At 73.7% G+C, this 24,699-nt stretch carries 18 protein-coding genes and 1 pseudogene; 10 read left to right on the top strand and 9 right to left on the bottom strand.

The genetic code is table 11. From position 1 onward, the window contains the following. Positions 1–157 precede the first annotated feature (157 nt). Positions 158–2,404, bottom strand: coding sequence for an ATP-dependent RecD-like DNA helicase (locus ACEPPI_RS13965; RefSeq protein ID WP_373915549.1), 2,247 nt, complete (start codon positions 2,402–2,404; stop codon positions 158–160). 265 nt (positions 2,405–2,669) lie between these two features. Between ACEPPI_RS13965 and ACEPPI_RS13970 the strand changes: the two genes are divergently transcribed. Both ACEPPI_RS13970 and ACEPPI_RS13975 read left to right on the top strand, forming a co-directional pair. Next, the gene (locus ACEPPI_RS13970; RefSeq protein ID WP_373915550.1) at positions 2,670–3,212 is read left to right on the top strand and encodes a DUF937 domain-containing protein; all 543 of its coding nucleotides are present in this window, start codon (positions 2,670–2,672) and stop codon (positions 3,210–3,212) included. A gap of 165 nt (positions 3,213–3,377) precedes the next feature. Continuing rightward, positions 3,378–3,875, top strand: a pseudogene (locus ACEPPI_RS13975) (GNAT family N-acetyltransferase); the annotation flags it as partial. Here the strand turns inward: ACEPPI_RS13975 and ACEPPI_RS13980 are convergent. Next, positions 3,826–4,749 carry an EamA family transporter gene (locus ACEPPI_RS13980; protein WP_373915551.1) on the bottom strand — a complete coding sequence of 308 codons (924 nt, stop codon included), beginning with the start codon at positions 4,747–4,749 and terminating at the stop codon, positions 3,826–3,828. The pseudogene ACEPPI_RS13975 and the gene ACEPPI_RS13980 overlap by 50 nt on opposite strands. An 83-nt stretch (positions 4,750–4,832) precedes the next feature. Here ACEPPI_RS13980 and ACEPPI_RS13985 point away from each other — a divergent pair, with 83 nt between their 5' ends. Continuing rightward, positions 4,833–5,789 carry a LysR substrate-binding domain-containing protein gene (locus ACEPPI_RS13985; RefSeq protein ID WP_373915552.1) on the top strand — a complete coding sequence of 319 codons (957 nt, stop codon included), beginning with the start codon at positions 4,833–4,835 and terminating at the stop codon, positions 5,787–5,789. Positions 5,790–5,844: 55 nt separating this feature from the next. Beyond that, positions 5,845–7,623 carry a glycoside hydrolase family 3 protein gene (locus tag ACEPPI_RS13990; RefSeq protein WP_373915570.1) on the top strand — a complete coding sequence of 593 codons (1,779 nt, stop codon included), beginning with the start codon at positions 5,845–5,847 and terminating at the stop codon, positions 7,621–7,623. 10 nt (positions 7,624–7,633) lie between these two features. Here ACEPPI_RS13990 and ACEPPI_RS13995 read toward each other — a convergent pair whose 3' ends face one another. Then, a complete protein-coding gene (locus ACEPPI_RS13995; protein ID WP_373915553.1) occupies positions 7,634–9,070 on the bottom strand; it encodes an aminopeptidase in 1,437 nt (478 codons plus the stop codon). Positions 9,071–9,154: 84 nt separating this feature from the next. Beyond that, positions 9,155–9,520, bottom strand: coding sequence for a hypothetical protein (locus ACEPPI_RS14000; RefSeq protein ID WP_373915554.1), 366 nt, complete (start codon positions 9,518–9,520; stop codon positions 9,155–9,157). Between the two features lie 306 nt (positions 9,521–9,826). Between ACEPPI_RS14000 and ACEPPI_RS14005 the strand changes: the two genes are divergently transcribed. After that, the gene (locus ACEPPI_RS14005; protein WP_373915555.1) at positions 9,827–10,381 is read left to right on the top strand and encodes an EF-hand domain-containing protein; all 555 of its coding nucleotides are present in this window, start codon (positions 9,827–9,829) and stop codon (positions 10,379–10,381) included. Positions 10,382–10,391: 10 nt separating this feature from the next. On the opposite strand, the gene ACEPPI_RS14010 is transcribed toward ACEPPI_RS14005, so the two are convergent. The 3 genes from ACEPPI_RS14010 to speB form a co-directional block, all read right to left on the bottom strand. Then, on the bottom strand, positions 10,392–14,171 hold the full coding sequence (locus tag ACEPPI_RS14010) for an ABC transporter ATP-binding protein (RefSeq protein WP_373915556.1): 3,780 nt from the start codon (positions 14,169–14,171) through the stop codon (positions 10,392–10,394). Between the two features lie 184 nt (positions 14,172–14,355). After that, positions 14,356–16,023, bottom strand: a complete 1,668-nt coding sequence (locus ACEPPI_RS14015) for a thiamine pyrophosphate-binding protein (protein WP_373915557.1) — start codon at positions 16,021–16,023, stop codon at positions 14,356–14,358. Positions 16,024–16,062: 39 nt separating this feature from the next. Continuing rightward, positions 16,063–17,028: an agmatinase gene (gene speB / locus ACEPPI_RS14020; protein WP_373915558.1), complete on the bottom strand. Its 966-nt coding sequence runs from the start codon at positions 17,026–17,028 to the stop codon at positions 16,063–16,065. 117 nt (positions 17,029–17,145) lie between these two features. Between speB and ACEPPI_RS14025 the strand changes: the two genes are divergently transcribed. The 5 genes from ACEPPI_RS14025 to ACEPPI_RS14045 all read left to right on the top strand — a co-directional run bounded on the left by ACEPPI_RS14025 (position 17,146) and on the right by ACEPPI_RS14045 (position 23,175). Further along, positions 17,146–18,699, top strand: coding sequence for a helix-turn-helix domain-containing protein (locus ACEPPI_RS14025; protein WP_373915559.1), 1,554 nt, complete (start codon positions 17,146–17,148; stop codon positions 18,697–18,699). Between the two features lie 124 nt (positions 18,700–18,823). After that, the gene (locus ACEPPI_RS14030) at positions 18,824–19,858 is read left to right on the top strand and encodes an FUSC family protein (RefSeq protein WP_373915560.1); all 1,035 of its coding nucleotides are present in this window, start codon (positions 18,824–18,826) and stop codon (positions 19,856–19,858) included. Between the two features lie 196 nt (positions 19,859–20,054). Beyond that, positions 20,055–21,212 carry an acyl-CoA dehydrogenase family protein gene (locus ACEPPI_RS14035; protein ID WP_373915561.1) on the top strand — a complete coding sequence of 386 codons (1,158 nt, stop codon included), beginning with the start codon at positions 20,055–20,057 and terminating at the stop codon, positions 21,210–21,212. Between the two features lie 18 nt (positions 21,213–21,230). Then, positions 21,231–22,109 carry an acyl-CoA thioesterase II gene (locus tag ACEPPI_RS14040; RefSeq protein ID WP_280915151.1) on the top strand — a complete coding sequence of 293 codons (879 nt, stop codon included), beginning with the start codon at positions 21,231–21,233 and terminating at the stop codon, positions 22,107–22,109. Positions 22,110–22,170: 61 nt separating this feature from the next. Further along, positions 22,171–23,175 carry a cation diffusion facilitator family transporter gene (locus tag ACEPPI_RS14045; RefSeq protein ID WP_373915562.1) on the top strand — a complete coding sequence of 335 codons (1,005 nt, stop codon included), beginning with the start codon at positions 22,171–22,173 and terminating at the stop codon, positions 23,173–23,175. Positions 23,176–23,192: 17 nt separating this feature from the next. On the opposite strand, the gene ACEPPI_RS14050 is transcribed toward ACEPPI_RS14045, so the two are convergent. Further along, positions 23,193–23,996, bottom strand: coding sequence for a phosphatase (locus ACEPPI_RS14050; protein WP_373915563.1), 804 nt, complete (start codon positions 23,994–23,996; stop codon positions 23,193–23,195). A 55-nt stretch (positions 23,997–24,051) separates the two neighbouring features. Continuing rightward, the gene (locus tag ACEPPI_RS14055; protein ID WP_266839146.1) at positions 24,052–24,630 is read right to left on the bottom strand and encodes a TetR/AcrR family transcriptional regulator; all 579 of its coding nucleotides are present in this window, start codon (positions 24,628–24,630) and stop codon (positions 24,052–24,054) included. Between the last annotated feature and the right edge of the window lie 69 nt (positions 24,631–24,699).

The raw sequence follows: 24,699 nt of genomic DNA on the forward strand, positions 1-24,699 counted from the left end.
CTTCTTCGAGGTGCCCTGACTGCCTCTACCTTCCCCCATTTGGCGCAGGAAAGTGCACTCGGGGTCGGCCTTTGGTTCTTTTGACGGCACTGAGTGCCTTCAGCCTGCTCATCCTGCCCCCTCCGCACCGGTGGGGACACCCCAAATGATCGATCATCTAGGTGATGTTTCCCACCGGTATCCGACCGGACAGCCTCGCGGCGACCGCCGTGTACCTCCTGCCTGCGGAAACGGTACGCACCGCCTGCCCCAGGGCCCTGCGGGACCCGACCAGGACGACCAGTTTCTTCGCCCTGGTCACCGCCGTGTAGAGCAGATTTCGCTGGAGCATCATCCAAGCCCCGGTGGTGACCGGGATCACGACCGCGGGATATTCACTCCCCTGGGAGCGGTGGATGGTGACGGCGTACGCGTGGGCGAGCTCATCGAGCTCGGCGAACTCGTACCCCACCTCCTCGTCCTCCTCCGTCCTGACGGTCAGCCGCTGTTCGTCGAGGTCAAGCTCGGTGACGACGCCGACGGTGCCGTTGAAGACACCGTTGGCCCCCTTCTCGTAGTTGTTACGGATCTGGGTGACCTTGTCACCCACCCGGAAGACCCTGCCGCCGAACCGCTTCTCGGGCAGGTTCGGCCGGGCCGGGGTGATCGCCTGCTGCAGCAGGCCGTTGAGGTTCCCGGCGCCGGCCGGGCCGCGGTGCATGGGGGCCAGTACCTGGATGTCACGCCGCGGGTCCAGACCGAATCTGGCCGGAATTCGACGGGCGGCCACGTCGACGGCGAGCAGGCCGGCCGCCTCGGTGTCCTCCTCGGGGAAGAGGAAGAAGTCCGGCAGCCCGTCGGTGATCGGCGGGACCCCGGTGTTGATCCGGTGCGCGTTGGTGACCACGCCCGACTGCTGGGCCTGGCGGAAGATCCTGGTCAGACGGACGGCGGGAACCGGGCCACCCTCGGCCAGCAGGTCCCTCAGCACCTCTCCCGCCCCGACGGAGGGGAGCTGGTCCACATCGCCGACGAGCAGCAGGTGCGCGCCCGGGGCCACGGCCTTGACGAGTTTGTTCGCCAGGAGCAGATCCAGCATCGAGGCTTCGTCCACCACGACGAGATCGGCGTCCAAGGGCCGGTCCCGGTCGTACGCCGCGTCCCCGCCCGGCTTCAGCTCCAGCAGCCGGTGCACGGTGGAGGCCTCGGCCCCCGTCAGCTCCGACAGCCGCTTCGCCGCCCGGCCGGTGGGGGCGGCGAGCACCACCTTGGCCTTCTTCGCGCGGGCCAGCTCCACGATCGAGCGCACCGTGAAGGACTTGCCGCAGCCCGGCCCGCCGGTGAGGACGGCGACCCGGCGGGTGAGGGCGAGGCGGACCGCGTCCCGCTGCTCGGGGGCGAGGTCCGCCCCGGTGCGCCCGGCCAGCCAGCCGAGCGCCTTGTCCCAGTCCACGTCCCGGAAGCCGGGCATCCGGTCCTCCTCCGCGTTCAGGAGCCGCCGGACCTGCCCGACCAGCGACAGTTCCGCCCGGTGGAAGGGCACCAGGTACACGGCGGTGAGGGGGTCCGGGCCGCCCTGGGGGTCCGGAACGGATTCCCGTACGACGCCTTCCGGATCGGCCGCGAGTTCGGCCAGGCACTCGATGACCAGGCCGGTGTCCACCTGGAGCAGCTTGACCCCGTCGGCGATCAGCCGCTCCTCGGGGAGGAAGCAGTGGCCCTGGTCGGTGGACTGGGACAGGGCGTACTGGAGCCCGGCGCGGACCCGCTCGGGGCTGTCGTGCGGGATGCCGACGGCCTGGGCGATCCGGTCGGCGGTGAGGAAGCCGATGCCCCACACGTCGGCGGCGAGCCGGTAGGGCTGGTTCTTGACCACCGAGATGGAGGCGTCGCCGTACTTCTTGTAGATCCGCACGGCGATGGAGGTGGAGACGCCCACGCCCTGGAGGAAGACCATGACCTCCTTGATGGCCTTCTGCTCCTCCCAGGCGGCGCCGATCATCTTCGTCCGCTTGGGGCCGAGGCCGGGGACCTCGATCAGGCGCTTCGGCTCGGCCTCGATGACGTCGAGGGTGTCGGTGCCGAAGTGCTCCACGATCCGGTCGGCGATCCTCGGGCCGATCCCCTTGATGAGGCCGGAGCCGAGGTAGCGGCGGATGCCCTGGATGGTGGCGGGCAGCAGCGTGGAGTAGTTCTCGACGCTGAACTGCTTGCCGTACTGGGGGTGCGAGCCCCAGCGGCCCTCCATGCGCAGGGACTCGCCGGGCTGCGCGCCGAGCAGTGATCCGACGACGGTCAGCAGGTCCCCGGCGCCGCGGCCGGTGTCGACCCGGGCGACGGTGTACCCGCTCTCCTCGTTGGCGTAGGTGATGCGTTCCAGCACCCCCTCGACCACCGCCAGTTGCACAGCCCCATTGGTTGTCATGGCACGAAACTACCGGCAGGCGCCGACAGCAGGCCGGTGCCTGTGGAGAAACGGAAGGGGGTCCGGCCTTCCGGCCGGACCCCCTCACGGTTACCCCTCCCCCGTCGGACTTCCCGATCCCCCCGGATCCCACCCGGAAGTGCCGACGTACCGTACGACCCGCGATCGGCCCGCAGGGTTGCACTCCGATCGCCGGATTTGCCTTTCCCTTACCAAACGCCTACCCAAGGTGCCAGCGAATCGGGACGGACGTAGCGTTTCCGGCATGAGCGAATCTTCATTCCAGGACGACGTGCTGGGCGAGCTCGGCGACGAGAAGCTGACCGAGATCGCGGGCCTGCTCGGCACCGACACGGACGGCGCGCGCGCCGCGGTCGACGAGACCGTGGGCGCCATGGCCGGGGGCCTCCAGGAGAAGGCCGCGGGGGAGGGCGAGGACGGCGAGGTGCGCCAGGCCCTCGCGGAGGTGGCCGAACCCCCGCTCCAGGGCGTGGCCACGCTCGGCGGCCTGGGCGGGCTGCTCAGCGGCGGCATGATGGCCGGGGTGCTGGCGAAGGTGAGCAAGCCCGTGGCCAACGCCGTCGCGAAGAAGACCGGGATCCCGGCCGCGACCGTCAGCCGGGTCATCGAGGTGCTGATCCCGGTGGTGCTGGCCGTCTTCGCCAAGCGCGCCGCAAAGGGCAAGGCGGGCGCGGGCGCCCCGGCGGCGGGCGGCGCCCCGGCCCCCGGCGCGGCCCCGGCGGCGGGCTCGGACGGCGGCGGGCTCGGTGACCTGCTCGGCCAGATCCTGGGCGGCGCCAAGAAGTAGCCCCTACGGCACGGCGCGTGGCGCGGACCGGGACGTGCGGGCCGTCCACCGGTCCGCACCGTCCCGCCGGTCCGCACCGCGCTCCGTCCCCCCGGTCGGCGCCGCGCGCTATCCTCGGGCGCCATGAAGCCCCCTGCGCTCCCTGAGGACAGCCCCGGCCGGCCGGTGCGGCTGCGGGACCCCGAGCCCGGCGACCTGGGCTGGATCGTGCAGCGCCACGGCGCGCTCTACTCGGCCGAGTACGGCTGGAACCAGGAGTTCGAGGGCCTGGTCGCCGGGATCGTCGCGGACTTCGCCGGGGACCACGACCCCTACCTGGAGCGGGTCTGGATCGCCGAACACGAGGGCCGCCCGGTCGGTTCGGTGATGTGCGTGCGCGAGGAGGGCGCCCCCGGCACGGCCCGGCTGCGGCTGTTGCTGGTGGACCCCGCCGCGCGCGGCCTGGGGGTGGGCGCCCGGCTCGTGGACGCCGTCGTCGCCTTCGCCCGTTCGGTGGGCTACCGCGAGCTGGTGCTGTGGACCAACGACGTGCTGGTTTCGGCCCGTTCCCTCTATCTGCGGGCCGGGTTCACCCTGGTCGCGGAGCGCGCGCACCGCTCGTACGGGGCCGACCTCACGGGGCAGGACTGGCGGCTGTCGCTGCGGGAGGACGCCCCGCGCTGACGGCGGCCCGCCGGCCGGCCCGCGCGGGGGCCAGGGAGGTCAGCCCGACGCCGCCGACCAGCAGCACCGCCGCCAGCCAGCGCGGCCCCGAGATGCCCTCGCCGAGCACCAGGGCGGCCGAGGACATCCCGAAGACCGGTACGAGCAGGGAGAACGGCGCCACGGAGGAGGCCGGGTAGCGGCGCAGCAGGTAGCCCCAGGCGCCGAAGCCGAAGACGGTGGACACCCAGGCGACGTAGCCGATGACGGCGGCCCCCGACCAGTCCAGGGCGCGCAGCGCGGCCAGGTCCCGGTCGGGCCCCTCCAGCAGCAGCGAGAGGGCGAACAGCGGGATCACGGGGACGGTGCACACCCACACCATGAAGTTCAGGGCGTCCGGCGGGGCGGCCTTGCGGGTGAGCACGTTGGACACGCCCCAGCAGGCGGCGGCCGCGACGACCAGGACGAAGCCGGTGACCGGCCCCGAGACGCCCCGGTCGACGGCGGCGACGCCGATCCCGGCCAGGGCCACGGCCATGCCCAGCACCCGGACCCGTCCGGGCCTCTCGCGCAGCACGACGGCGGCGAGGACGGCGGTGAAGACGGCCTGGATCTGCAGGACCAGGGAGGACAGTCCGGCCGGCATCCCGGCGGCCATGCCGGTGAACAGCAGCCCGAACTTGGCGATGCCGAGGGCGGCGCCGACCCCGAGGATCCACTTCCAGGCGACCTTGGGGCGCCCGACGAAGAACACGGCGGGCAGCGCGGCGACCAGGAAGCGCAGCGCGGACAGCAGCAGCGGCGGGAAATGGCCGAGGCCGATCTCGATGACGACGAAGTTGAAGCCCCAGACGGCGGCGACGAGTACGGCGAGTGCGGTGTGTACGGGACGCATGTCCCGAGCATCGGCGACCCCGACCATGTAGCACCAGCGCGGATCTCTTCCCCGTTGGATGAAGCGATGCTTACGATTGGCGCATGCTCGACCTCTCCCGGCTGCGCGCCCTGCACGCCGTCTCCGTCCACGGCTCGGTCGCGGGCGCGGCGGCCGCCCTCGGCTACACCCCTTCCGCGGTCTCCCAGCAGATCGCGAAACTGGAGCGGGAGACCCGCACCACGCTGCTGGAACGGCGCGGCCGCGGGGTCGCCCTCACCGAGGAGGCCCGGCACCTGGCCGACACGGCCCGGGAACTGCTGGCCATCGTGGAGCGGGCGGAGACCACCCTGGAGGAGCGGCGCGGACAGCCGAGTGGTCTGCTGACGGTGGCCGCGTTCGCCTCGGCGGCGCGCGGTCTGCTGCCGGGGGTGCTGGCCGACCTGGCCCGCCGGCATCCCACGCTGGACGTACGTCTCACGGAGGTGGACCCGCACCTCTCGGTGGACCTGGTGGCCCGCGGGGTCACCGACCTGGCGGTGGCGCACGACTGGGACATCGCCCCGCTGCCGGCCCCCGAGGGGGTGGAGCAGGCGGTGATCGGGGACGACCGGTGTGACCTGGTGGTGCCGGCCGGGCACCCCTTCACCGCCCGCAAGGCGGTGCGTCGGGCGGACCTCGCGGGGCAGCGGTGGGTGTGCCAGCCGCCCGGACGGGTCTGCCACGACTGGCTGGTGCGGACCCTGCGCACGGCCGGGCTGGAGCCGGACATCGCGCACGTGGCCGAGGAGAACCACACCATCGTGGCGCTGGTCGCGGCCGGGCTGGGCATCGCCGTCGTGCCGCGGCTGGGGACCGGCGCGCTGCCGCCCGGCGCGGTGGCGGTGGCGCTGGAGCCGGGCCCCGTACGCCGGTTGTACGCCCTGTGGCGGACGGGGGCGGCCCGCCGGCCGGCGATCACCGAGGCCGTGCGCGTCCTCCAGGAGCACTGGCCCGCCGCGGCCCCCCTTCCGGGGGACCTCCCGAGTGTCCCCCGGGCTGACGGAGCGGCCCGCCAGTAGGGTCCGGCGGGTGCCGTACCACGCCTCCCGCCGGGCCCTGCTCGCCGCCGCCGCCATGGCCGCCGTCACGGCCGCCGGGGCCTCCTCCGCCGCCGTGGGCTCCCGCGGCACCGCACCGGACGACTCCCGCTCCCCGGGGGAGCCCGGCCGCCACCCGGACCGGGCCCGGCTGCGCGCGGTGATCTCCCGGATGAGCCTGCCGGAACAGGTGGGGCAGCTGTTCGTGTCCCGGGCCTACGGACACTCCGCGACCGATCCCGACGCGGCGGACGCCGAGCTGAACCTGGCCCAGTTCGGGGTGCGCACGGCCGCCGAGGTGGTCACCCGCTACCGCCTGGGCGGGGTCGTCTACTTCGGCTGGGCCCACAACACCCGGACCCCGCACCAGATCGCCGAGCTGTCCGACGGCCTCCAGCGGGCGGCGGCCGGCTCGGGCGCCGGGATCCCGCTGCTGCTCTCCACCGACCAGGAACACGGGGCCGTCGCCCGGATCGGCCGGCCGGCCACCCTGCTGCCGGGGGCGATGGCGCTGGGCGCGGGCGGGTCCACGGCCGACGCCCGCCGGGCGGCGCGCGTGGCGGGGTCCGAGCTGGCGGCGCTGGGCGTACGGCAGGACTACGCCCCGGTGTCGGACGTGAACGTGAACCCTGCCAATCCGGTGATCGGCGTACGGTCCTTCGGCGCGGACCCGCGGGCGGTGGCGGCCCTGGCCGCGGCCCAGGTGCGCGGCTACCAGGCGGCGGGGGTGGCCGCGACGGCGAAGCACTTCCCGGGGCACGGGGACACGGAGACCGACAGCCACGTCGGGCTGCCGGTGATGCGGCACACCCGCGCGCAGTGGGAGGAGCTGGACGAGCCGCCGTTCCGGGCGGTGGTGAAGGCGGGCGTGGACGCCGTGATGACGGCGCACATCGTCTTCCCCGCGCTCGATCCCTCGGGGGATCCGGCGACCCTCTCGCGGCCGATCGTCACCGGCATCCTGCGCGAACGCCTCGGCTTCCGGGGGGTGGTGGTGACCGACGCCCTCGACATGGCGGGGGTCCGCCAGAAGTACGGGGACGACCGGGTCCCGGTGCTGGCCCTGAAGGCGGGCTGCGACCAGCTGCTGAACGCACCGGACCTCGCCCTCGCGCAGCGCAGCGTGCTGGCAGCGGTGGAGGCGGGCGAGCTGACGCGGGAGCGGATCGGGGAGTCGGTGCTGCGGATCCTGGAACTCAAGGCCCGCCGCGGCCTGTTCGAGGACCCGTACACCTCTGCGGCCCGGGTGGACGCGGAGGTCGGCACGGGCGGGCACCTGGAGGCGGCGGACGAGATCGCGGCGGCCACGACCACCCTGCTGGCCAACCCGCTGGGCCTGCTGCCGCTGGACGCGGCGGCCGGGCCGAAGCTGCTGGTCACCGGGACCGACCCGGTCTCCCCCACGGGTACCACCGGACCCCCTACGACGGTCCTGGCGCGGGAGCTGACGGCGCTGGGCTGCCGGGCGACGGCGCTCGCGCCCGCCGGGGCGCCGGCGGCGGCCCCGGGCCACGCGGCGGTGCTGGTGTGCACGTACAACGTCCCGGAGGGGGAGAGTCCGCAGCGCACGCTGGTGGCGGACCTGGTCGCGACGGGCGTCCCGGTGGTGCTGGTGGCGATCCGCAACCCGTACGACCCGGCGCGGCTGCCGCGGTGCGCGGCCGAGCTGGCGACGTACTCCTGGACGGACGTGGAGATGCGGGCGGCGGCCCGGGTACTGACGGGTGCGAGGCGGCCCGCCGGCCACCTCCCGGTCCCCGTCCCGGGCCGCTACCCCCTGGGCCACGGGCTGTCGTACCCGCCCGTGGCCCGGTAGCTCCCGAGGACTACGGCCGCAGCTGCGGCTCGTGCCTGAGGTCGACCTGGTCGAGCACCGGGTCCGGCGCGGCCAGCGGCGCGGGGGCCTGGGCCCGGCCGGACAGGGTCTGGGCGGGGGCGACCCCGGCCCACTGGAGGATCTTCGCGGTCGCGAGGGCCTTCTCGCCCTCCTGGAGCTTGGCGACGTTGGCCCCGTGGTTGGCGCCCGGCGCGATCATCACGTAGCTGTCGCGCACGGTGTACCCGAGGTGGAAGGGCTCGGCGCCCCACGGGTCGTTCTGCCCGTAGACGAAGAGCATCTGGTTCGCGTTGTTGCGGACCCAGTTGTCCACGTCCGCCATGACGCCCGGCTGGAAGGTCATCGGGATGTCGCGGGGCACGAAGTTGCGCGGCGGCTGGTAGCCGTAGCGGCTCAGGCCCTTGAGGTGGGGCTGCTTGATGTCGGGCGAACCCAGCTGCGTACCGGCCTGGTAGTAGTACGGCGTGTAGGTCTCCAGGCCCTGGTCGGCGTAGGCCGAGAAGCCGGAGATGGTGTCCACCGTGTCCCAGATCTCCTGGTCGCTCGCGGTGGCGGCGGTCGGGATGGCCGCGCAGTCGGTGAGCAGGCTGTACTGCCAGAAGGCCCAGCTGTAGTCGAGGACGACGGCCTCGAAGGCCCTGTCGAGGCTGCCGACCGTGTTGAAGGTCCAGCCGTTCGCGGCGGCGGCGGCCGTGTACTTGGCCTCCAGCGGCTCGCGGCGGATCAGGGCCTCGCGCTGCACGTTGTTCAGCTTGTCACGGCACTCCTTGGTGCCGACCTTGGTGAAGAACCGGTCGTAGGCCGAGTCCTCCTTGTTGACGACGTCGTTGGGAGCGACGTACGCGACGACGCCGTCCATGTCACGCGGGTAGTAGCGCTCGTAGTACGTCGCGGTCATACCGCCCTTGCTGCCGCCCGTGGCCAGCCAGTTCTTGGGGTAGATCTTCTTCAGCGCGGTGAAGATGCGGTGCTGGTCGCTGGCGGCCTGCCAGATGTCCAGGTTCCCCCAGTTGGCCGGGTCGGGCCGGGAGGGGGTGAAGAATCGATACTCCAGGGAGATCTGGTTGCCGTCGACGATGGTCGTCGGCTCACTGCGGCGCGGGCTGGTGTTGACGTTGTAGCCCGAGGTGAAGAACACCGTGGGCCGCGAGACGTCCTTGTGCAGCAGGGTCATGCGCTGCTTGAAGGTGCCCTTCCACGGCTGCCGGTGGTCGACCGGCTGCTCGTAGTTCAGTACGAAGAAGCGGTACCCCGGGTACGGCTTCTCCTCGATCAGGCTCATCCCCGGAATGCTGAGGATCTGGTCCTTGATGTCCGTGGCGGCGGCAGGCCCCGCGGCGGTGGCCGCTTGTGCCGTGGCGCCGGCCGCGCCCATGGTGCCGATCAGCACCACGAGCGACAGCAGCCATCCGAGCGTCTTGCGCATTCACCCTCCCCTTGAGTTCACTGTGGTCGCCGTGAACCTAGCGGGGGCAACATGCCCATGAACAGTCCCAGTTGGGCCGCGAGCTCAGCACAGGATCCAGCCGGAATCGACGGATCCGGCCGCCACTCCGCCCTTTACATACACACATCGGTTGATCGCACCCACACTGACGGGGCCCGCGTACCGGGTGAATTGCCCCGCATCGCCCACCGGGACGCCACCACGTGGCTGAATACTGACCCACATGTGACGGCGCTCCCCGGCCCGCAGGGCCACCGTCACCGCGCACGCCCGGTCCCGGCTCTTGTACACCCGCAGCTCTCCGGTGACGAAGGGCAGCGCCTTGACCAGCTCACCCTCGCACCCGCCGGTCGCGGCCTGCGCCGGAGCGGCCGCGAACACCCCTCCCACGACGAGCCAGAGCGCCGCCCCGGCCGCCCCCAGGGACACGACCCTCCCCCGGCCACGCACCTTCCCGCCCCGCACCTCGCGCACCCTCTGCCCCTGACGCAGCACCCTGCCCCCACCCGATCGGCCGTACGCAACACGTACGCACGTACGACGCGCAGGCACCGCGGAAGGTTGCGCACGGCAGCCGCACCGGGGGTCCCGCACGTACGGGCCCGGCCGTACCCCGTAAGAGTGCATCCCCGACTTCCCGGCGGGAGAGCGGGAGTTCGTGATCAACGGACAGATTACGCTAGGCGGCCGAGCGACCGCTCAGCGTATCCGTGGCAGCCGTGAAGGGCATCTGACATGACGAACGACCTGCTCGACCGCAAGCTGGAGCGCGCGTTCGCGCACCTGGACGCGGACTCCAACGGCGTGATCGACGAGCAGGACATGATCGCGCTCGGGTCCCGCCTGCTCTCGGCCCTGTCGGAGCCGGCCACCTCCCCCAAGGCGGCCGACGTGTTCCGCGGCCTCACGGACTTCTGGGTGGACCTCTTCAACGAGCTGGGCGTCGGCGAGGACCAGAAGCTCACGCCCGAGCAGTACCGGGACGGCATGACCCGCCTGTACAAGGACGGCGGCCCCGCGTACGAGAAGTCCTTCCGGCCGATGATGAAGGCGATCCTCACGGTCGCCGACACCAACGGCGACGGGCAGATCAGCCCCGAGGAGTTCCACCGGGCGCAGCTGGCCTTCGACACCAAGCTGGAGCCCGCCGACGCGGACGTCCTCTTCGCGAAGATCGACAAGAACCACGACGGCTACCTGTCGCTGGACGAACTCCTCGACGCCGTACGCGAGTACTACACCGGGGACGACGAGGACGCCCCCGGCAACCTGCTCTTCGGCGAGCTCTGACCGGACGCCCTCACGCGGCCGCCGCGGGCTCGTCCTCCCCGGCGAAGGTCCGCCACAGCTCGGCGTACCGGCCGCCACGGGCCAGCAGTTCGAGGTGGCTGCCGTCCTCGACGACCCGGCCGCGGTCCATGACCACCACCCGGTCGGCGCGGGCGGCGGTGGTCAGCCGGTGCGCGACGACCAGGGTGGTGCGCTTGCCCGCGAGCCGGTCGGTGGCCTGGTTGACCTGCGCCTCGGTGGCCAGGTCCAGGGCGGCGGTGGCCTCGTCGAGGAGCAGGACGTCCGGGTCGACGAGCTCGGCACGGGCCAGCGCGATCAGCTGGCGCTGGCCCGCCGAGAGGTTGCGGCCGCGCTCGGCGACGGCGTGCAGGTAGCCGCCGTCGAGGGTGGCGATCATGTCGTGGGCACCGACCGCCCGGGCGGCGGCCTCCACCTCGGCGTCGCTCGCGCCGGTCCGCCCGTAGGCGATGGCGTCGCGGACCGTACCCGGGAAGAGGTAGGGCTCCTGGGGGACCACGCCGAGGCGGTGGCGGTACGCCGTCAGGTCCAGCTCCCGCAGGTCGGCGCCGTCGGCGGTGACCCGGCCGGAGGTCGGGTCGTAGAACCGGGCGACCATCTTGACCAGCGTGGACTTGCCGGCTCCGGTCTCGCCGACGAAGGCGACGGTCTGCCCGGCGGGTATCCGCAGGCTGATCCCGGCCAGCGCCTCGCCCGTCTCCCCGCGCTCCTCGGCGGTGCCGTACCGGAAGCGCACGTCCTCGAAGGCGATCTCGCCGCGCAGCTTCGGCACGTCGACGGGGGCGGCGGGACGCGGGGTGGTGGTGGGCTCGCGCAGCAGCTCCTGGATCCGGCCGAGGGAGACGGTGGCCTGCTGGTAGCCGTCGAAGACCTGGGAGAGCTGCTGGACCGGGGCGAAGAAGAGGTCGATGTACAGCAGGTACGCCACCAGCGCGCCGGTGGTGAGGGTGGCCGCCTCCACCCGGCCCGCGCCGACGATCAGCACGGCCGCGGCCGCGCCGGAGGACAGCAGCTGCACGAAGGGGAAGTAGACGGATATCAGCCACTGGCCGCGCACCCGGGCCTGGCGATAGGAGTCGCTGCGCTCGGCGAAGCGGGCGGCGCCGGTGGACTGGCGGCGGAAGGCCTGTACGAGGCGGAGCCCGGCCACGGACTCCTGGAGGTCGGCGTTGACCACGCTGACCCGGTCGCGGGCGAGCTCGTAGGCGGCGACCGACTTGCGGCGGAAGACGACGGTGGCGAGGACCAGCAGGGGCAGGGTGGCGAAGACGATCAGCGCGAGCTCGACGTCGAGGACGAGCAGGGCGATCAGGATCCCGAAGAAGGTGAGGACGGAGACCACGGCGGTGACGAGCCCGGTCTGCAGGAAGCTGGACAGGGAGTCCACGTCGGTGGTCATCCTGGTCATGATCTTGCCGGTGAGCTCGCGCTCGTAGTAGTCCAGGCCGAGGCGCTGGAGCTGGGCGAAGATCTTGACGCGCAGGGAGTACAGGACGCGCTCGCCGGTGCGGCCCGTCATCCGGGTCTCGGCGAACTGCGCGGCCCACTGGCCGAGGACCAGCAGGAGGGCGAGGCCGGAGGCCGCCCATACGGCTCCGAGGGCGGCCTGCTCGACGCCCTGGTCGATGCCGTGCCGGATCAGCACGGGCAGCAGCAGTCCGGAGCCGGCGTCGAGGGTCACCAGGCCCAGGCTGATGGCGAGCGGCGCCCAGAAGCCGCGCAGCAGGCGGCGCAGACCGTAGCTGTCCTCGGCGGCGGCGGCCCGGACCTCGTCCACGGCCGGTTCGTCGGCGGCGGGCGGCAGGGCCGCCACCTGGGCGAGGAGTTCGGGGGTGGCGGGCATGCCGGGGGCCGCCGGGGTGGTGGCGGACCTGCCGCTCTCCTCGCGCCGCCACAGCTCGGGGGTGACCCCGTCGGCGACCCGGCGCTTGGCGTTGACCGGCTCGGAGTCGATCTCCGCTTCGAGTTCCAGGTCCCGCTCGATGTCCCGCTCGAACTCGGCCATCGCCGGTGCGCCGGGAGTGCGCGGGGAGGCGGCGCCGAGGGCGTCGGGGTCGGTCAGCAGCCTGCGGTACAGGTCGCAGCGGCGCTCCAGCTCCTCGTGGGTGCCGATGTCGGCGAGCCGCCCGTGGTCGAGTACGGCGATCCGGTCGGCCAGCGCGAGGGTGGAGCGGCGGTGGGCGATGAGGAGGGTGGTGCGGCCCGCCATGACGGCCCGCAGCGCCTCGTGGATCTCGTGCTCGACGCGGGCGTCGACGGCGGAGGTGGCGTCGTCGAGGAGGAGCAGCCGGGGGTCGGTGAGGATGGCGCGGGCGAGCGCGATGCGCTGGCGCTGGCCGCCGGAGAGGGTGAGGCCCTGCTCCCCGACGCGGGTGTCGAAACCGGCGGCGAGGGCCTCGACGAAGCCCTCGGCCTGGGCGGCGCGGGCGGCGGCGCGGACCTCCTCGTCGGAGGCGTCGGGGCGGCCGAAGGCGATGTTGGCGCGGATGGTGTCGGAGAAGAGGAAGGAGTCCTCGGGCACCAGGCCGATGGCGGCGCGCAGGGAGTCGTAGGTCAGCTCGCGGACGTCGTGGCCGCCGACGCGGACGGCGCCGTGGTCGGCGTCGTAGAAGCGGGGCAGGAGCAGGGCCACGGTCGACTTGCCGCTGCCGGAGGAGCCGACGACGGCCACGGTCTCGCCCTCGGCGATGGTGAGCGAGAACCCGTCGAGGACGGGCCGCTCGGGGTCGTAGCCGAAGCGGACGTCGTCGAACTCGACGGTGGCGGGGGCGTCGGCGGGCAGCTCGCGGGTGCCCTCGCGGATCACGGGCTCGGTGTCGATGAGCTCGAAGACCCGCTCGGCGCCGGCCCTGGCCTGCTGGGCGACGGTGAGGATCATGGCGAGCATGCGGACGGGGCCGACGAGCTGGGCGAGGTAGGTGGAGAAGGCGACGAAGGTGCCGAGGGTGACCTGTCCCCGGGTGGCCATCCAGCCGCCGAGGGCCAGCATCGCGACCTGCCCGAGGGCGGGAACGGCCTGGAGGGCGGGGGTGTAGCGGGAGTTGAGCCGGATGGCGCGCATCCGGCCGCCGAACAGCCTGCGGCCGGCCTCGCGGAGCTTGCCGGTCTCCTGCTCCTCCTGTCCGAAGCCCTTGACGACGCGGACTCCGGTCACGGCGCCGTCGACGACGGTGGCCACGGCGGCGGCCTGGGCCTGGGCGTACCAGGTGGCGGGGAAGAGCTTCTTGCGGCTGCGCTTGGCGATGAACCAGAGCGCGGGGGCCATCAGCAGGGCGACCAGGGTCAGCAGCGGGGACAGCCAGAGCATGACGCCGAGGGATATCCCGAAGAGGAGGAAGTTCCCGATGGTCATGGGGAGCATGAACAGCAGGCCCTGGATCAGCTGGAGGTCGCTGGTGGCCCGGCCGACGACCTGTCCGGTGGACAGCTCGTCCTGACGCCGCCCGTCGAGGCGGGCGATCGTGTCGTACATGTCGGTGCGCAGGTCGTGCTGGACGTCGAGGGCGAGGCGGCCGCCGTAGTACCTGCGTATGTAGGTCATGACGTACACGAGCAGGGCGGCGCCTACGAACAGGCCGGCCCAGGGCGCCATGTCCTCGGTCTTGTTCCCGACGACGTCGTCGATGATCACGCGGGTGACGAGGGGTACGAAGGCCATGACGGCCATGCCGGCCAGCGAGGACCCGAGCGCGAGCAGCACGTTGCGCTTGTACCGCCAGGTGTAGGCGGTCAGCCGCCTGCCCCAGCCCTGTTTCCCGCCGGCCGCCGTCACGTGGTACCTCCCCGTAGGTCCTGTCCTGCCGCCACCCCAACGCTCCGACCGGCGGATTTCATCCCGCCGCAACAATCGCACGGCCGTACGGGGGCGGCGCGCGAGCGTGACCCGACCGGGTGTCGAGCGGGGCTCGGGGACGCCGGGGAGGTCGTGGGCGGCGCCGGTGGGCGCCGGGGCGGTGTCAGAGGTGGGTCGGGGCGAACATCTTCAGGGTGGTGGGGAGGACGACCACCGAGGGGCCCGGGGTCTTGAGGGCCTGGGTGAGGTCCGCCCGCAGGGTTTCCGGGGTGGTGACCGTCGCCGGGACGCCGAAGGAGGCGGCCAGGGCGGCGAAGTCGGGGCGGGCGAGGTCGGTGCCGGTGGCGCAGCCGTACTCGCGCAGGATGCCGTAGCCGCCGTCGTCGACGATCAGCCAGGTGACGTCGAGGTCGTGCTGGCGGGCGGTGGCCAGGTCGGCGATCGAGTACATCGCGCCGCCGTCGCCCGACACCGCGAGGACCGGGGTGTCCGGCTCCGCGACGGCCGCGCCGAGGGCCGCCGGGAAGGCGTAGCCGAGGCCTCCGGCGCCCTGGGCTGAGTGCATGGTGTTCGGGTGCCTGGGGTCGAAGGCGGACCAGGCCCAGTACGAGAGGATCGTCATGTCCCAGAAGGACGGGGAGCGGGGCGGGAGGGCCGCGCGGACCGAGGTCAGGACCTCCTGCTCCAGGGTGAGGTCCTGGGCGGCGAGGCGGTCCGCGACCGCGGCGAGGAGGGACGCGACCCGTTCCGGGGCGCCCGGGTCCTCCCGGGGGGTCACCGTTTCCAGGAGGGCCTGGAGGGCGAGGCGGGCGTCGGCGTGGATGCCGAGGGCGGGGTGGTTGGACTCCAGCTTGCCGAGGTCGGCCTCGATCTGGACGACCCGGCCCGTGGGGAAGAACGTGTGGTAGTTCGAGGAGAGTTCCCCGAGGCCGGAGCCGACGACCAGGACGACGTCCGCGTCCTCCAGGAAGTCCGTGGTGTGGCGGTCCTCCAGCCAGGACCGCAGGGACAGCGGGTGCGTCCAGGGGAAGGCGCCCTTGCCGCCGAAGGTGGTGACGACCGGGGCGTTGAGCAGTTCCGCGAGCTGCTTGAGCTTGCCCGCCGCGTCCGCGCGGATCACTCCGCCGCCCGCGATGATCACCGGGCGGGAGGCGTGGGAGAGCCAGTGCGCGGCGAGGGCCGTGAGTTCGGGGCGGGGGGCCAGTTCGTGCGGGGTCGCGTCCATGCCCGTGACCTGCGGGATGACCGTTTCCGCGCGGAGCACGTCCTCCGGGATCTCCACCCACACCGGTCCGAAGGGGACCGTGAGGGCCGATTCCCAGGCCGCCGCGATGACGGACGGGATCTGGGAGGGGGTCCGGGCGGTGTGGACGGACTTGACCACGTCCCGGAAGGAGGCGGACTGGTCGCGCAGCTCGTGCAGGTGGCCCCGCCGGCCTCCGCCCAGGCCCGGGGACGGGACCTGGGAGGAGATCGCGAGGACGGGCGCGGAGGCCGCCGCCGCCTCGGCGAGGGCCGGCAGGGACATCAGGGCGCCCGGCCCCGTGGAGAGGAGCAGCGGCACGGCCTCGCCGGTGAGGCGGCCGTAGCCGTCGGCGGCGAAGCCCGCGTTGTTCTCCGTACGCAGGCCCACGAGGCGCAGGTCGGAGCGGCCGACCGCGTCGAAGAGGGCGAGCGCGTGCTGTCCCGGGAGGCCGAAGACGGTGGTGGCGCCGAGCCCGCGCAGCGTTTCCACGACCAGGTCCCCGCCCGTGCGGCCCGGCGGCGGCGCGAGTGCGGCCGCCGTCTGGGCCTCGGTGGGGCGCAGTACGAGGTCGTGGTCGTGCGTCACGGTGCTTGGTCGCCCTTCGCCTTCGCCGCCGCTTGATGCTTAGCGATCCTGCCGGGAGGCAGCGATCTGACGGCTCATGATCGTGGTGAGCTCGTACGCGGTGTGCGAGGCCGCGACCGAGGTGATCTCCGCGTGATCGTACGCCGGGGCGACCTCGACGACGTCGGCGGAAACGAGGTTGCAGGAGGACAGGCCCCGGATGATCTCCAGGAGCTCGCGGGAGGTCATGCCGCCCGCCTCGGGGGTGCCGGTGCCGGGCGCGTGGGCCGGGTCGAGCACGTCGATGTCGATGGAGATGTAGAGGGGGCGGTCGCCGATGCGCTGGCGCAGCTGGTCGGCGACCTCGTCGGCGCCGCGGCGGTAGACGTCGGCCGAGGTGACGATGCCGAAGCCCATCTTGGCGTCGTCGTCCAGGTCCTGCTTGCCGTACAGCGGGCCGCGGGTGCCGACGTGGGACAGCGCCTCGGTGTCGAGGATGCCCTCCTCGACGGCGCGGCGGAACGGGGTGCCGTGCGTGTACTCGGCGCCGAAGTAGGTGTCCCAGGTGTCCAGGTGGGCGTCGAAGTGGAGCAGGGCGACCGGGCCGTGCTTCTTCGCGACGGAGCGCAGCAGCGGGAGGGCGATGGTGTGGTCGCCGCCGAGGGTCATCAGGCGGGAGCCGTTGCCGATCAGCTCGTCGGCGGCGGCCTCGATCGTCTCGACGGCCTCGTTGATGTTGAAGGGGTTCGCGGCGATGTCACCGGCGTCCGCGACCTGCGCGAGGGCGAAGGGGGAGGCGTCCTGGGCCGGGTTGTACGGGCGCAGCAGGCGGGAGGCCTCGCGGATGGCGTTGCCGCCGAAGCGGGCGCCGGGGCGGTAGGAGACACCGGAGTCGAAGGGCACGCCGACGACGGCGACGTCGGCGGAGCCGACCTCGTCGAGGCGGGGCAGCCGGGCGAAGGTCGCCGGGCCCGCGTAGCGCGGGATGCGGGAGGAGTCGACGGGGCCGCGCGGCTGCGTGCTCATGGGGGGGTGCCCTTCTGGTGGTCCTGCGGGTGCGGTCCTTCGAGCGTAAGCGGGCGTCGACGGGGCGCGAAGTGTACGTTTCATCCACTGTTCGGCACCGATATGTACGGAGTAGCCATGGAGGCCCCGCTCACCCCGCCGGTTCCGCTGGCCGCCCTGACCGCCGACCGGGAGCTGGGGCTGCGGCTCCTCGCGGGGCCCGCCGGCGCGGACGTGCACGGGGTGCACGCCTCGGAGATGGCCGACCCGTCGCCCTACCTGCTGGGCGGCGAGCTCCTCCTGACGGCCGGGGCGGGGCTCGCGGGCGCGGCCACCCCGGGCACGGGGGAGGCGGGCACGGGGGTGGCTCCCGGGGACGGGGGTCCGGGGGCTCCGGGGGCTCCGGGGGCTCCGGGGGGCGCGGCTTCCGCGGATCCCGCGGAGTACGTGGCCCGGCTGGTCCGGGCCGGCGTGGGCGCGGTCGGGTTCGGGGTCACCCCGGTGCACGAGACGGTGCCGCCGGCCCTCGTGGAGGCCTGCGAGCGGTACGGGCTGCCGCTGGTGGAGGTCCCTCCGGGCACCCCCTTCACGGCGGTCGGCCGGGCGGTCTGGCGGCTGATGGCCGAGGCCCGGACCCGGGAGCTGCGCCGGGTGACCGACGCGCAGCAGTCCCTGGCGTCGGCCGCCGCCCGCCCCCACCCGGTGGCGGCGGTCCTGTCCCGCCTGGCGGCCAGCCTGAACGGCTGGGCGGCACTGCTGACCCCGCCGCTGCCCGCGACCGCGGGCACCCGCGACGACACGGGGGCGGGGGCGGCCGAGGCCGAAGCCGGGGTGGGGCCCGGGGAAGGGGTGCGGGAGGCGTTGGCGGGGCTGGCGGTCCGGGTGGCGGCCGGGGGTGTCGCGACGGCCACCGACACCCTGGGCGGCACGCACCTGGCGGCGTACGCCGTGGGCGGCGGCCGGGTGCTCGCCCTCGCCACCCCGTCCCGCGCCCCGGGCGACCACACCATCGCCTCCGTCGCCGCCGTGCTGCTGACCCTGCTCACCGCGGGGCGCCCGGCGGGGGACGAGGCCGCTTCCCTGACCCGGCTCCTGCTGGACGGCGATCCGGCCGGGGCGCTCTCCCCCGGGCCCTGGTACGCCGTGCACGCCCGGGGCGGCGGGGATCCGCGGGCGCTGGCCGCCGCGCTGGGCACCGTACTGCTGGACCCGCGCGGGGACGGCGTACGGCTGCTGACCGACCGGGAGCCCGCCCCCCAGCCCGGCTGGCGGCTCGGGGTGAGCGCCCCCCGCGCGCCCGCCGGGCTGGGCACGGCCGGGGCCCAGGCGCGCCGGGCGCTGGAGCGCGCGGAGGCGGCCCGGACCCCGCTGGCCCGGCACACCGAACCCGGCCTCGCGGGCCTGGTCGGCGAGGCGGAGGCGCGGGCGCACGCGGAGGCCCTGCTCGGCCCCCTCTCCCCCGCGCTGCGGGACACCCTGCGCGCCTGGCTGGCCCACCACGGCAGCTGGGACCGCACCGCCGCCGCCCTCGGCGTCCACCGCAACACCGTCCGCCAGCGCGTCGCCCGCGCCGCCGGGCTGCTGGGTGTCGACCCGGACGACCCCGACACCCGGATGGAACTGTGGTTCGCCCTGCGGCACGAGCCCGGCCCGAAGCCCCCGACCACCCCGCCCTACGATGTCCGGCCCTGACGGTCACGGCCGATCGCCGCACCGGCGGCCCCGCCCGGCCGCCCGGCCGCGCTGTCGCCGGGCTCCCGCCCGGTCCGTCGGATGTCGGGCCGTCCCGGCGTCACCCCGCCCTACGATGTCCGGCATGCTCGACATGTTCCGCATGTCCGGACCGGCGCGCGGCGGCGGTCACGGCCGCGGCGGGCGTCTCGCGCCGGCCGCCCGGCTGCTCGTGTGCGCCGCCCTCCCCTGGTACGCGTGCGTGTGGCTCGGTACGAGCACGGCCCCGGTGGCGGCCGCGCTGCCCGCCGTACTGATCCTGCGCGGGGACGTGTTCGCGGCGCCCCGGCTGGCCCTGGAGCGCCTGGTCGGGGTGGCCGTCGGGGTACTGCTGAGCGTGGCGGTCCTGCACTGGCTGCCGACGGGCCCGCTGTCGTTCCCGGTGCTCCTGGTGTGCGCCTGCGCCGGGATGTACCTGCTGGGCCGCCGGGGCTCCCCCAACCAGCAGGTGCTCATCACCGCCCTGGTGATCTACTCCACGCCGGTGCCCGGGTACCCGCTGGCCCGGCTGGTGGAGAGCGCGGTCGGCATCGCCGTCGTGGCGCTCCTCGGCCCGCTGCTCTGGCCGCCGGACCCGTACCGGGAGACGGCGCGCGGCCTGGAGGAGTACCGCACCGGCCTCGCCGACCGCCTCGCGCGGACCGCCGCCCGCGCCGCCGCGCCCGCTCCGGCCGGGCTTCCCGCCGCCGCCCCCGTGGCCGCCTTCGCCCTGTGGCACCGCCCGTACGAACTGTCCGCCGCGCTGGAGCGCACGGCCGGGCGGGTGCTGCTGCTGCCGCCCCGGCGGGACGCGGCCGGGGCGGCGGGCCCGCTGCGGCCGCGCCTGCGGCTGGCGGCGCGGACGGCCCCGGCCCTGCAGTTCCTCACCCGGGAGGTGGAGACCCGGCCCGCCGCCGACGACGCGTCGGCGCGCGCCATGGCCCCGCTGATCGAGGCGACCGGCCGGGCGCTGGACGAGGCCCTGCGGGGCGGGTCCGGCGCGGACCGACTGCGCCGGGCCCGGGAGCTCGAAGCCGCGCACCGGGCCGCGCACCCCGGTGCGCGCGACGCCGTGCTGCGCGCCGGGATCCACCTCACCCACCAGGTGCTGGCCGAGCACCTGGGCCCCGCCGCGCACTGAACGCACCCGCCCGGCCCGTCCGCCGCGCCCCCTCGCGGCGGCAGCGTGCTGCTCCTCACTCTGGACAGGGAGAACAACCCGCCGGTAACTTAATCTGAGCAAGCGCTTAGGCATAAGCAATCATTCGAGCAACCACGACGGCGCACGACCACCCCCGCGAAGCGGGCGGCGGTTCAGCCGCAGAGAGGGGCCGGCTGTGCGCCGTACCGTTTTCGACGAGGACCACGAGGCGTTCCGCGAGACCATCCGCGCCTTCATCGAGGCCGAGGTCGTCCCCGTCTACGACGAGTGGTTCCAGGCCGGCCAGGCCCCGCGCGACTTCTACTACAAGCTCGGCGAGCTGGGCGTCTTCGGGATCAACGTCCCCGAGGAGTTCGGCGGCGCGGGCCTGGACACCCACAAGTTCGAGGCCGTCCTGTACGAGGAGACCTCGCGCGCCGGCGTGAACTTCGGCGGCTCCGGCGTGCACGTACTGCTCGCCCTGCCCTACATCAAGATGCTCGCCGGCGACGAGCAGAAGAAGCGCTACCTGCCGAAGTTCGTCTCCGGCGAGGAGATGTGGGCCCTCGCGATGACCGAGCCGGGCACCGGCTCCGACGTCGCGGGCATGAAGACCACCGCCAAGCTCTCCGAGGACGGCACGCACTACGTCCTCAACGGCTCCAAGACCTTCATCACCGGTGGCGTCCACGCCGACCGCGTGATCGTCTGCGCCCGCACCTCCGCCCCGGGCGAGCAGGACCGCCGCTTCGGCATCTCCCTCTTCGCCGTGGACACCAAGTCCGAGGGCTACTCCATCGGCCGCAAGCTGGACAAGCTGGGCCTGCGCACCTCCGACACCGCCGAGCTGGCGTTCGTCGACGTGAAGGTGCCGGTCGAGGACCTGCTCGGCGAGGAGAACAAGGGCTTCTACTACCTCGGAGCGAACCTGCCCTCCGAGCGCTGGGGCATCGCCTTCGGCGCGTACGCGCAGGCCAAGGCCGCCGTCCGGTTCGCCCAGCAGTACGTGACCGACCGCACCGTCTTCGGCAAGCCGGTCGCGCACTTCCAGAACACCAAGTTCGAACTGGCCTCCTGCCAGGCCGAGGTGGACGCCGCCGAGGCGGTCGCCGACCGCGCCCTGGAGGCCCTGGACGCCGGCGAGCTGACCGCCGCCGAGGCCGCCTCCGCGAAGCTGTTCTGCACCGAGGTCGCGCACCGCGTCATCGACAAGTGCCTCCAGCTGCACGGCGGCTACGGCTACATGAACGAGTACCCGATCGCCCGCCTGTACGCCGACAACCGCGTGAACCGCATCTACGGCGGCACCAGCGAGGTCATGAAGTCGATCATCGCCAAGTCGATGGGTCTGTAGGGTCCTTACCCTTCCCCCATGAACGAGGCACTGACGACGCTCCTCGATCTGCTCGACCTGGAGCGGATCGAGGAGAACATCTTCCGCGGTACCAGCCGTTCGGCGCTGGTACCGCGCGTCTTCGGCGGTCAGGTCGCGGCCCAGGCGCTGGTCGCGGCCGGGCGCACCGTCCCCGAGGACCGCACGGCGCACTCGCTGCACTCGTACTTCCTGCGCGCCGGGGACCCCGGCGCGCCCATCGTCTACTCCGTGGACCGGATCCGCGACGGGCGCTCCTTCACCACGCGCCGGGTCGTCGCCGTCCAGCACGGGCAGCCGATCTTCCACCTCTCGGCGTCGTTCCAGACGTACGAGGAGGGCCTCGACCACCAGGCCGTCATGCCCTCCGCCCCGGATCCGGAGACCCTGCCGACCGCCGAGGAGTCCCTGCCCGCGTACCGGGAGACCTTCCGGGACCCGGGCACGGTGGAGCGGCTGATCGACGCGCGGGCCGCCGTGGACCTGCGGTACGCGACGACCCCGCCGTGGGGCAGCGTCGGCGAGCCGGTCGAGCCCCGCTCCCAGGTGTGGTTCCGTACGGCCGGAAAGCTGGAGGGGGCCGATCCGCTCCTGCACACCTGCCTGGCCACGTACGTCTCCGACATGACCCTGCTGGACTCGGTGCTGCTCGCGCACGGCCGGGGCGGCTGGGCGGTCGGCGACGTGGTCGGCGCCTCGCTGGACCACGCCATGTGGTTCCACCGGCCCTTCCGCGCCGACGAGTGGCTCCTGTACGACCAGGAGTCCCCCTCGGCCGCGGCCGGCCGGGGCCTGGGCCAGGCCCGCATCTGGACCCAGGACGGGCGCCTCGCGGTGACCGTCATCCAGGAGGGCGTCGTCCGCGTACCGCGGGCCTGACGGTCTCGCGGGGCGGGTGTCATTGACCACCGGGCCCGCGCCGCGGACATAACGTCACCACATGTCCGAAAAATCCGAGAGCGTCGGCACCGTCGTCGTCGCCACCGTCACCAACCTCGGGATCGCGGTGGCCAAGGCGGTCGGCGGGGTCGTCAGCGGGTCCAGCGCGATGTTCTCCGAAGCCGCGCACTCGGTGGCCGACACGGTGACGGAGCTGCTGCTGCTGACCGCCCTCAAGCGCAGCGCCCGGCCTGCCGACGAGGCGCATCCGCTGGGGTACGGGCCCGAGCGCTACGTATGGGCGCTGCTCGCCTCGGTCGCGACCTTCGTCGGCGGCGCGGTCTTCGCGTTCTACGACGGCGTCCACACCCTGGTCCACGGGGAGCAGCCGGGCGATCCGACGGTCTCGTACGTCATCCTCGCCGTCGCCTTCCTGCTGGAGGGCTACTCGCTGCTGGTGGCCCGGCGGCAGATGACGGGTGAGGCGCAGCGGATGCGGGTGCCGCTGGGCCTGTACGTGAAGCACACCCCGGACACGGCGGTGAAGGCCGTCCTGCTGGAGAACGTGGCCGCGCTGATCGGGCTCGTACTGGCGGCGGGCGGCCTGCTGGGGGCACAGCTGACGGGGTCCGGGGCGTACGACGGCGTGGCCTCGCTGCTGATCGGCGCCCTGCTGGTGGCGGTGGCCTGGGAGCTGGGGCGCTCGAACGCGCAGTACCTGATCGGGCGCCCGCTGCCCGCCGGGATGCGGGCGGAGGTCCGCGAGGAGCTGCTGACGGTGCCGCACATCGAGGGGGTGCTGGAGCTGACGACCCTGGTGCAGGGCCCCGACGAGGTGCTGATCGCCGCGAAGATCGACTTTCACGACCTGGCGTCGGCCCGTCAGGTGGAGGCGGCCTGCGAGGACGCCGAGGACCAGCTCCGCGAGCGCTTCCCGGCGATCCGCCGCGTCTACCTGGACCCGACGCCCCGGCCGGCGTCCGGGCCGACGGCCGGACCCGCGACCGGACCGGCGCCGGCGCCGCCTGCGGGCCGGACGGGCCCGGCCGGCCCGGACGGCCCCTGACCGGCCGGGCGGCGGGGTCAGGCGGTGAGGCCCGCCGTCGCGAGGAGGTAGGCGGCCATCGGGTCGTAGTAGCGGGGGTCGCGGACGTGGTCGTCCAGCGGGACCGCCACCTGGAGGGTGCCCTCCGCCTCGGCGAGGAAGAGCGCCGGGTCGTTGCAGTCCGCGTACCCGACGGCGTCGAGCCCGCGCTGCGCGGCGCAGCCCGCCCAGCCGTGGTCGGCGACGACCAGGTCCGGCTGGGGGCGGCCCTCCGCCGCGAGGCCGTCCAGGATCGCGGCCATCGGCGCCGGGGAGTGGGTGTGCCACAGCGTGGCCCCGCGCTCCAGCACGGCGATGTCCGCGAACTGCCACACCGACCCCTCGTCGGCGGTCAGCCCCTGCGGGATCCGGACGATCTCGCAGCCCGCGGCGCGCAGGGCGTCGGCGGTGGCGCGGTGGACGTCGAGCAGCCCGCCCGGGTGCCCGGTGGCCAGCAGCACGCGCTGGCGGTCGGACGCGGCCTTGCGCAGCCGGGCGGCCAGCCGGTCCAGGCCCGCGACCGTCAGCTCCGGGTCGATGGTGTCCTGGCCGTACCGGTGCTCGGGGTCGTCGACGACCCCGCACCGCTCCGCCATGACGGCCAGGACGTCCTGTTCGTCCGTCCAGCGGTCGCCGAGCTCCAGGCCCAGCCAGTAGTGGCGGTCGCCGTTGGCGAGCTTGCGGTAGTGGCTCAGGTTGTTCTCGCGCGGGGTGGCCACCTCCCCCGCGATCCGCGTACGGACGAGGTGTTCGACGAGTTCGGCGCGGCTGGGTACGGGCGTCTCTATCGGCATGCGGCCCATTCTGCCGCCGCCGGGCCGGAGTCGTCCGTTCCGCCCGGCCGCCGCAGCGTCCGCCTCACCCCGACAGCGCCCCGAAGGCGCCGTCGGCGAGCCTGCGCAGCAGCGACTCGGTCGCGTCCCGGCCGAGGACCGCCAGATGCGGGGTGGAGTTCAGCAGTCCGAAGACCGCGTGCACGCAGACCCGTACCTCCGTCTCGCCGACCTGGGGGTGCAGCTCGCGCACGACGGCCACCCACAGCTCCACGTACTGGCGCTGGAGCTGGCGCACCAGCTTGCGGTCCGCCTCGCGCAGCCGGTCCAGCTCCCGGTCGTGGAGGGTGATCAGCGCCCGGTCGTCCAGCGCGAAGTCGATGTGGCCCTCGACGAGGGAGGTCAGCACCTCGCGCGGGTTCCCGCCGGCCTCCTCGACCCGCCGCCGCCCGCCCGTCAGCAGCCGCTCGCTGATGCCCACCAGCAGCTCGGCCAGCATGGCGTCCTTGCCGGCGAAGTGGCGGTACAGACCGGGGCCGCTGATGCCGACCGCGGCCCCTATCTCGTCCACTCCCACGCCGTGGAACCCGCGCTCCGCGAAGAGCCGAGCGGCCTCACGGAGGATCTGCTCGCGACGGGTGGGGGCGGCGGCTCTGGTGCTCATGGGAATCCATTCTAGACAGGGCCGTTAGCGCTCGTTAACCTGGGCGCATACGCGTTAACGGTCATTAAC

The sequence above is a fragment of the Streptomyces sp. AB3(2024) genome, from assembly GCF_041862025.1.
In the GTDB taxonomy this organism is placed as follows: domain Bacteria; phylum Actinomycetota; class Actinomycetes; order Streptomycetales; family Streptomycetaceae; genus Streptomyces.

Bases quoted from the DNA above. Each gene is read 5' to 3' on its own strand.
- speB (WP_373915558.1), bottom strand. From the start codon at position 17,028: ATGAGCACGCAGCCGCGCGGCCCCGTCGACTCCTCCCGCATCCCGCGC.
- ACEPPI_RS14045 (WP_373915562.1), top strand. From the start codon at position 22,171: ATGTCCGAAAAATCCGAGAGCGTCGGCACCGTCGTCGTCGCCACCGTC.
- ACEPPI_RS13980 (WP_373915551.1), bottom strand. From the start codon at position 4,749: ATGCGTCCCGTACACACCGCACTCGCCGTACTCGTCGCCGCCGTCTGG.
- ACEPPI_RS14030 (WP_373915560.1), top strand. From the start codon at position 18,824: ATGCTCGACATGTTCCGCATGTCCGGACCGGCGCGCGGCGGCGGTCAC.
- ACEPPI_RS13970 (WP_373915550.1), top strand. From the start codon at position 2,670: ATGAGCGAATCTTCATTCCAGGACGACGTGCTGGGCGAGCTCGGCGAC.
- ACEPPI_RS13985 (WP_373915552.1), top strand. From the start codon at position 4,833: ATGCTCGACCTCTCCCGGCTGCGCGCCCTGCACGCCGTCTCCGTCCAC.
- ACEPPI_RS13995 (WP_373915553.1), bottom strand. From the start codon at position 9,070: ATGCGCAAGACGCTCGGATGGCTGCTGTCGCTCGTGGTGCTGATCGGC.
- ACEPPI_RS14055 (WP_266839146.1), bottom strand. From the start codon at position 24,630: ATGAGCACCAGAGCCGCCGCCCCCACCCGTCGCGAGCAGATCCTCCGT.
- ACEPPI_RS13990 (WP_373915570.1), top strand. From the start codon at position 5,845: ATGGCCGCCGTCACGGCCGCCGGGGCCTCCTCCGCCGCCGTGGGCTCC.
- ACEPPI_RS14005 (WP_373915555.1), top strand. From the start codon at position 9,827: ATGACGAACGACCTGCTCGACCGCAAGCTGGAGCGCGCGTTCGCGCAC.
- ACEPPI_RS14050 (WP_373915563.1), bottom strand. From the start codon at position 23,996: ATGGGCCGCATGCCGATAGAGACGCCCGTACCCAGCCGCGCCGAACTC.
- ACEPPI_RS14025 (WP_373915559.1), top strand. From the start codon at position 17,146: ATGGAGGCCCCGCTCACCCCGCCGGTTCCGCTGGCCGCCCTGACCGCC.
- ACEPPI_RS13965 (WP_373915549.1), bottom strand. From the start codon at position 2,404: ATGACAACCAATGGGGCTGTGCAACTGGCGGTGGTCGAGGGGGTGCTG.
- ACEPPI_RS14040 (WP_280915151.1), top strand. From the start codon at position 21,231: ATGAACGAGGCACTGACGACGCTCCTCGATCTGCTCGACCTGGAGCGG.